At 47.0% G+C, this 7,872-nt stretch carries 8 protein-coding genes; all 8 read left to right on the plus strand.

The window, feature by feature from the left end:
• The coding region (locus tag GXZ13_05385; GenBank protein ID NLX75246.1) for an ABC transporter permease at positions 1-137 on the plus strand (137 nt) is incomplete at its 5' end.
• 562 nt (positions 138-699) lie between these two features.
• Positions 700-1,305 (plus strand): TetR/AcrR family transcriptional regulator, encoded by a 606-nt coding sequence (locus GXZ13_05390; GenBank protein ID NLX75247.1) that lies wholly within the window; start codon positions 700-702, stop codon positions 1,303-1,305.
• Positions 1,302-2,555, plus strand: coding sequence for a UV DNA damage repair endonuclease UvsE (uvsE, locus tag GXZ13_05395; GenBank protein NLX75248.1), 1,254 nt, complete (start codon positions 1,302-1,304; stop codon positions 2,553-2,555). Before GXZ13_05390 ends, uvsE begins: the two co-directional genes overlap by 4 nt.
• A gap of 15 nt (positions 2,556-2,570) precedes the next feature.
• Positions 2,571-3,377: a tryptophan-rich sensory protein gene (locus GXZ13_05400; protein NLX75249.1), complete on the plus strand. Its 807-nt coding sequence runs from the start codon at positions 2,571-2,573 to the stop codon at positions 3,375-3,377.
• Between the two features lie 21 nt (positions 3,378-3,398).
• A complete protein-coding gene (locus tag GXZ13_05405) occupies positions 3,399-5,237 on the plus strand; it encodes an FAD-dependent oxidoreductase (GenBank protein NLX75250.1) in 1,839 nt (612 codons plus the stop codon).
• Positions 5,234-6,805 carry an NAD(P)/FAD-dependent oxidoreductase gene (locus tag GXZ13_05410; protein NLX75251.1) on the plus strand — a complete coding sequence of 524 codons (1,572 nt, stop codon included), beginning with the start codon at positions 5,234-5,236 and terminating at the stop codon, positions 6,803-6,805. The genes GXZ13_05405 and GXZ13_05410 overlap by 4 nt, the downstream gene beginning before the upstream one ends.
• Positions 6,802-7,590, plus strand: a complete 789-nt coding sequence (locus GXZ13_05415) for a glycosyltransferase (GenBank protein NLX75252.1) — start codon at positions 6,802-6,804, stop codon at positions 7,588-7,590. Before GXZ13_05410 ends, GXZ13_05415 begins: the two co-directional genes overlap by 4 nt.
• Positions 7,551-7,868 (plus strand): ABC transporter permease, encoded by a 318-nt coding sequence (locus GXZ13_05420; protein ID NLX75253.1) that lies wholly within the window; start codon positions 7,551-7,553, stop codon positions 7,866-7,868. The genes GXZ13_05415 and GXZ13_05420 overlap by 40 nt, the downstream gene beginning before the upstream one ends.
• The last annotated feature ends 4 nt before the right edge of the window (positions 7,869-7,872 follow it).

Consider the following 7,872-nt stretch of genomic DNA (forward strand, 5'->3'; position numbering starts at 1 on the left):
AAATGGCCCAATTGGCTGTTGCTGGTGAATACGCCGAACTGCTACCACACCTTGCGATTGTGCTTTCATACTCTATCGTTATTTATACGATAGCAGTTGTTGCGTTCAGATATAAAATGAGCGGAGATAAAGCATAAGAACCAGTGAGAGGATGTCGATCATGCACTTTTTCGGAACTGCGTGATAATCACAACTTATGAAAACGAACTCCAGTCATTTCTATTTTGCACCTTAATGGCATTTGTACTCTGCTCTTACATTATTAAAGCACAAGACCGCATTTCTGCGGTCTTGTTTTGTAAAGGTTTGACTATTCAGATGACGCCACTTTCGTGCAACAAAAATTCGCAAACCACCAAAGCGGTTTGCGAATTTGGGTGCAGCGTCACGCTGCTGGCAAAGGCTGATAATTTTGATACGATGAAACTCTTTGCCAACAATCGTAAGCGGAGGTGTCGTAATCGCGAGCGCAAGTATAAATCGTTAGCGAGAGTACACCACTTTCATTAGCGAAAACTATGGATTGGCAAAGAACACGAGTTTGATACAAAATGCGCCCTGTTCCATTGTCCCCGTTTGTTCTGTGTGCAGAGGTAAACACATTGTTCATTTGTCGTTTGTCGAGCTTAATATATTGACGAAACATGACGATAAGCGTAAAATATACCTAACTAATGGTCGTTAGGAAGGGTGCTGCGATTGGATAAAAAGCAAGAAATTATTGAAGCTGCGTTTGAATTGTTTTCTGTAAAAGGTGACCACCTCTCTGTAGCCGAACTAGCTCGTGCTGTTGGAATCAAAACCCCTTCGCTCTACAGACATTTTGAAGGTAAAGATCAGATCATGGAGATAATGATTCGCCAGGAGATCCAGAGGTATTATGAATGCTTAGAACAAGAAATTCTGCTAGCAGAGAAGCTAAGTTGTAAGGAAGCAATGCAAAGACTCTTTGATTTCGCAATGGAGTATTTCGGAGAAAACAAGCGGCTGAGGTTTTGGAGGACAATGCCGTTGATCTCAAATGAAGAGCATAAAAGCATCTTTCGAGATTTGATCGTGGATCAGGACAACCAATACATGCAACGGATCAAAAGATGTTTCCAAAAAGGTATCGATAACGGAGAAATACGTGCTGATGTCTCTGAAAGCGCATTAAATTTGTACTTTACGATGATTCAGGGAGTACTGGATATGATGTTGCTGCATCCAAAAAAACCGAATAAAAACGGATTTGCCTCGAAAATGTTTGAGGCATACTGGAAAGGTATTAGTGCAGTTTCTACTGAACGGAAGGGCGGACAATGAGCATTGGCTATGCATGTCTTGCAGTTGCCGTTAATGGCAGTGAAATGAAAAGCTGCACACTCAAGAATGCCAATGAAGAGCGGCTTATGTCGTTGATTGAGCACAACCTGTCTGCGCTGGAAACCGTAATCGACTACAATGTGCTCAATGGTATAAAGCTATTCCGTATCTCTTCTGACTTGATCCCATTTGGATCAAGCATCGCGGCAGACATACCGTGGCACGAGCACTTATCTGGAGAGTTTTCGCGCATTGGACAAAAAATTATGAAAGCGGGCATGCGTGTATCCATGCATCCAGGACAATATACCGTTCTCAACTCAATAAATAACGCGGTAGTAGAGCGGGCAATAGAGGACCTCGACTATCACGAAAAGGTGTTGGACGCGCTTGGACTTGACCCTGAACACAAACTGGTACTTCATCTGGGCGGCGTTTATGGGAACAAAGCCCAGGCTATAAAAAGATTTCTGGTGCATTACAGGCATCTTGAGCCTGCTGTGAAAAACCGCCTGGTGCTGGAAAATGACGATACCATGTTCAACATCGACAATGTACTCGAAGCGTCTTCGGCTGTCGATATCCCTGTTGTTTATGACAATTTGCATAATGCTGCCAATCCGGCAGATCACGCGATGAGCGATCTCGACTGGATAAATCTTTGTGGCGCAACTTGGAAAAGGGGTGATGGTTTACAGAAGATTCATTATTCCCAGCAAAACCCCACCAAAAGAACAGGGGCGCATTCGGAGACTATCGAGCTGGAAACGTTTCTGGATTTTTATCACCGGTTATCTGCAATGGACATCGATATTATGTTGGAGGTAAAGGACAAAAACATATCCGCTTTGAAGTGTATCAACTGTGTCTCAAATCAAGGGATAGGCGCGCTGGAGCGAGAATGGGCCAGGTATAAATACAGCATTCTGGAGCGCTCTCCTGCCGAGTATGGCCGTATTCGCACACTCTTAACGGACAAGAACACCTACCCGGCTTTGGAGATGTACCGTTTGGTTGAAGAGGCGTACCGTACACCCATCCACAGAGGAAATGTAGTGAATGCCGTCCAGCATGTTTGGGGGTATTTCAAAAACAAGGCCACAAAAACCGAAAAAAGCCGGTTTGACCGGCTGTTGACGAAGTACCTTTCGGACGATGCAAGCTTAACATCGCTTAAGAACTGTCTTCATAGGATCGCAAGGAAATACAAGGAGGAGCATCTTCTCAATGGGTATTATTTCTACAAATAAAGAGGAGGAATTGTTATGGAAAGCAAGAAAAATGTCGGGTTAAAAATCATCGTCGTGGTTACCTTTGTCGCAATGGTTGCTGTGAATGCGCTGGCGAACATATTGCCGATCAACGGGATTAACACGGGCGCAGTTTCCGACTCCTATCCCAATTTGTTCGCTCCGGCTGGGTTGACATTCTCGATCTGGGGTGTGATTTACGCGTTGCTGGCAATATATGTGCTGTTTCAACTTGGACTGTTCCGAGGCAAGAATGCCGATGTCAACGTGATATTACTTAGAAAAACAACCATCGTGTTCTCAATCTCATCTTTAGTCAACACTGCATGGATATTTTCATGGCACTACAAGATCATCCCCTTATCGGTGTTGCTTATGGCTTGCTTGCTAATCTGTCTGATTGTAATCGTATCTTCACTGAAATCGCAAAACTTGACCACAAGAGAAAAGTTATTGCACCGCTTGCCGTTCAGCGTCTACTTTGGCTGGATCACCGTTGCGACAATTGCAAATGCCACAACACTACTTGTGGACCGTGGTTGGAACGGCTTGGGCTTGCCTGAATCCACATGGACGGTCATTATGCTGGCGGCGGGTGCTTTGATTGGTACTGCCACTGTGCTTCGGTTTAGGGATATCGCATATGGGCTTGTGCTCGTTTGGGCGTATACTGGAATATTGATTAAGCATACTTCGGCTAACGGATTTTCCGGCCAATACACCGATGTGATCATTACGGTAGTGATCTGCCTTGTTATTTTCGTTGCAACGGTGATATACAACGCGCTATCGCAAAAACGCAAACAAGAAGTACAACAATAACGAATGTCCGGAGGAATACGGTTGAAATACGATGCAATTATTATTGGCGGCGGCCTTTCGGGGCTTACTGCGGCCAGCCTGCTGGCTAAACGCGGCCTGACTGTTGCCGTGGTTGACAGATCATATAATCCGGGCGGTTCATGCGGAATATTTCGACGCGGAGATGTAACGTTTGACCAGGGTTCTGCCATGCTGTACGGCTTCGGCGAAAACGGCTTCAATGCGCACCGCTTTGTTTTCAATTGTTTGGAAGAGCCGATTGACGTCATTCGCCATGACCTTTTATACTGTGTGAACTTTAAAGGCAGGAGGATACGTTTCTGGGCAGACGTTGAGAAATTTGCGTATGAGCTCTCCGAAGTGTTTCCAGCCGAAAAAGATAACATTCGTCGATTCTACCGCGATATGCTGACGATGTACCGCCATGTGATGGTGGAATCACCCAGCTACACCACAGCCGATGAAACCGATGGTAAAACAGCTTTAAAAAGCATGTTGAAGCATCCGATATCCTATATCCGGTTTCTAAGCTTCCTTAACAAGAGTGCAAAAAGCCTGCTGGAAAAGTATTTTACCGATCCGGAGATATTCAAGTTTTTTGACAAGCTGACGTCCACGTATTGCTATGCGACGGTAGAAGAAGCCCCTGCGGTACTGGCGGCCGTGATGTTCGTCGACAACCATGTGGGCGGCAGCTACTATCCGGCCGGCTCCACGCTGTTTTTACCGGGCAAGCTGGAGAAGGTTATTGAAGAGCACGGCGGAGACATGTTTTTGCAACGGGAGGCTGTCTCCATCGAATTTGAGGACGGCAAGCCCGCGGGCGTAAAACTAGACGACGGACAGGTGCTCTCTGCATCGGATATCATTTACTCTGGAACGGTTTGGAACCTGTATGGCAAGCTGATTGGCCATGAGCATTCGACCGAACAACGCAGGACGTGGGCGAAGAAGCAAGTGCCCACCTACCCCAGCGTCGTGTTGTATGCCGTGGTAGATAAAAACATCATTCCTGAAGATACAGCGCCCATCGAGATGCTGATAGGCAATCCGGATATGCTCGATGAAAGCGAAGTGACGGTATATATACTCAGTATCGATGACAGAACCCTGTGCAAAGAGGGTGAGCACACTGTTGTGGCCATCGGCCCCACCTTTGAAACCTGGGATTTGTCAGACGAGAGAGAGTATCAGAGAAAGAAGCAAAAAGAACAGGAACGTCTGATTAACGTAATAGAAAAGCGGTTCCCCGGTTTTGAAAAGGCAGTGCGGTATGCCGAGGTGGCAACGCCAAGAACGATTGAATGGTACACAATGAAAAATGGTGGTGCAGTGGCAGGCCCCAAACAGATGCTGGGGCAGCATATGTTCCGCCGCCTGCATACGCGCACGGAATGGGATAACCTATTTTGCTGCGGCGAGTCCACCGTGATGGGAACAGGAACGCCCACAGTGACGACCTCCGGTCTTTCGGCCGCTAACGCCCTGCTCAAAAAGCTGGGAAAAGAGCCGTATGTCTATCAGGAAAATATGAAGAACTTCGTCCGCATTGTGGAGAAGCCCTTTACGGCAGACCGGCTCTATGACGGGTACGACAAAGCATCGCACGCAGTGATGTGCAAAGCCATGCGGTGCAGGTTGTGTGAGCACCCTACCTGCTCAACCGAAGTAGATATACGCGGCATCATGCGTCGTGTAGCTGTTGGGAATTTTGTCGGTGCCAAAAAGTGTTGGCTGAAGAACAGGGTTGACTTGGATTTGTTGGAAAAGTTCGAGGCGGATTGTATCTGTATGACCGATAAAAATGACGCAGTAGAAATTCGCGAGGTTATTCATTATTTGAGCGGGGTGAATCTGTGAATAAAGAATACGATGCAATCGTGGTAGGCGGCGGACTTGCAGGGCTAACAAGCGCGGCGTATCTCTGCCGGTATGGGTACCGCACGCTGCTGTTGGAGAAATCGCATAAGACAGGCGGTCTGGTGAACACCTTTTGGCATCAGGGTTATGCTTTTGACGCCGGTATTCGTGCTTTTGAAAACTCCGGCATTTTATTCCCTATGCTCAAAAGCTTGGGACTGGAGTTGGAATTTGCGCCAAATCCTGTATCCATAGGTATTGGAGATCGATGGACAAGACTGTGCGGACAGGAGAGTCTAAAGAGCTACGCAAAGATGCTGACCAAGATCTTTCCGGAGAATGCGCCAGATATCGATAAGATCACGTTGGAGATCCAAAAAGTGATGGATTATATGGACGTGTTATACGGCATCGATAATCTGCTTTTTCTCGATAATATGAAAGACCCGAAATTGCTAAAAACGCTGCTTCCATGGCTGCTTAAGTATCCGGTCAATATCCGAAAGGCAAGCCGCCTGAGTCAGCCGGTCGTCGCTTATCTGAAGCGGTTCACGAGCAATCAACATCTCATAGACATGATCACACAGCACTTTTTCAAAGACACCCCCACATTTTTTGCACTGAGCTACTTTGGGCTATATCTCGATTACCGCTATCCCAAAGGCGGTACTGGCGTTCTGGCTGAGGCGGTGACTGATTTTATTATGCGTTCAGGCGGTGAATTTCTGACTGATACTACAGTGACCCGCGTGGATACAAATAACAAGCAGCTGTATACAGCAGGTGGAGAAAGTTACAACTACAAAAAGCTGGTTTGGGCGGCGGATCAAAAAACGTTTTATGCGGCTGTAGATGCGCATACACCACAAGCGGGCATCCAACGTGCTCTGGTTGATAAGGGTAGTGGTGGTGATTCCATACTCTCTGTATTTATGGGTGTCAATTTGGATAGGGAGTATTTTGCAGACCGATGCGGATCGCATGCGTTCTATACGCCATCAACGGTAGGCCTTACCTCGCTGACAGGCTGGACTGATGCTACGGCGACTGAAGACAAGCTAAATGAATGGATTGGGCAGTACCTGGAATGCACGACCTATGAGATCTCCTGCCCTGCTCTACGGGATGCTGCGCTTGCGCCGCAAGGGAAAACCGGCGTCATCGTAAGCACGCTGATGGATTACCGTCTTGTCAAGCATATATCGAATGCTGGTAAGTACGGTCAATTCAAAGAGTATTGTATGGGCAAAATAGCAGAGGTGCTCGAGTCATCCGTATTCCCCGGTATATTAGAAAAGGTTGAATTTGCGCTGTGCTCAACACCGATAACGATAGAGCGTGAAACTGGAAACTCCCACGGAGCCATTACGGGCTGGGCATTTACCAACGAAAAGATGCCCTCCGAGAGCCGGTTCAGGAGAATTGCGGAATCCATAGATACGCCGATTGAAGATGTCTACCAATGCGGGCAATGGACTTTTAGTCCATCCGGATTACCGGTATCCATATTGACCGGAAAACTTGCTGCGGATGCAATTCATAAGAAGATGAAAGGAAGCGGTTCATGACGTGCATTCTTGTCGAGTTAGCAATCGTATTGGTTGGACTGGCCGTCACTGCGATACTATTTCACCGTTTCCCGACGTTACCCGCTGCGGAAAGGGACACAGTAGCGAACTATCCGTCCGTTTCTGTGATCATACCGGCTCGCAACGAAGAAGTGAACTTACCTTTGCTGCTTTCGGATTTATATGCACAAACACTACCGATACACGAGATCATCTGTGTGGACGACAATTCAGAGGATTCCACTGCGCAAATCATTGCAGCCAGTGGTGCTAGGTTGATCGCCTTGAACACAAAGCCAAATGAATGGACGGGCAAGACGTGGGCTTGCCAAAACGGCGCAGATGCTGCCACGGGAGAGCTTCTGCTATTCCTTGACGCGGACGTGAGGCTGGGACCGAATGGTTTGCGATTATTGCTAGCGGCTTATCGGCAGGCGGGTTGCACGGTTTCCGTTCAGCCCTATCATAAGACAGAAAAGATGTATGAACAGCTTTCGATGATGTTCAATCTTGTTCAGATTGCCGCGAACGGAATTGGTCTGCCAGAACCATACAACCTAGGCCTTTATGGACCCATCATTCTGATTTCACGCCGGGAATATGAAAAAGTGGGTGGCCATGAAAGCGTTAAGAACAACGTCGTGGAGGATGTGGCTTTGGGTTTACGATTGAAAAACGTAGGCCTTCCATTTCGCCTCTATATTGGCAACCATGATGTTTCTTTTAGAATGTACGCCAACGGGCAATGTTTATTGGGATTGGCTTGCTGTGTGGGAGTCTGTTAAACGACAAAGCAGTTAGCGGTATTTGTGGAGCATTACTCACGAATGTTGCTGGATGGCTTTCAGGTGTGTTTATTCCGATTGAACTTATCGGCGGTAGCTTTGAGGAAGTTTGCCACGTCCTTCCTTTCTATCATGCGGCGGAAATGGCCCAATTGGCTGTTGCTGGTGAATACGCCGAACTGCTACCACACCTTGCGATTGTGCTTTCATACTCTATCGTTATTTATACGATAGCAGTTGTTGCGTTCAGATATAAAATGAGCGGAGATAAAGCATAAGAAC

This window comes from Synergistaceae bacterium, assembly GCA_012728235.1.
In the GTDB taxonomy this organism is placed as follows: domain Bacteria; phylum Synergistota; class Synergistia; order Synergistales; family Synergistaceae; genus JAAYFL01.

Bases quoted from the DNA above. Each gene is read 5' to 3' on its own strand.
- GXZ13_05420 (NLX75253.1), top strand. From the start codon at position 7,551: ATGTTTATTGGGATTGGCTTGCTGTGTGGGAGTCTGTTAAACGACAAA.
- uvsE (NLX75248.1), top strand. From the start codon at position 1,302: ATGAGCATTGGCTATGCATGTCTTGCAGTTGCCGTTAATGGCAGTGAA.
- GXZ13_05415 (NLX75252.1), top strand. From the start codon at position 6,802: ATGACGTGCATTCTTGTCGAGTTAGCAATCGTATTGGTTGGACTGGCC.
- GXZ13_05400 (NLX75249.1), top strand. From the start codon at position 2,571: ATGGAAAGCAAGAAAAATGTCGGGTTAAAAATCATCGTCGTGGTTACC.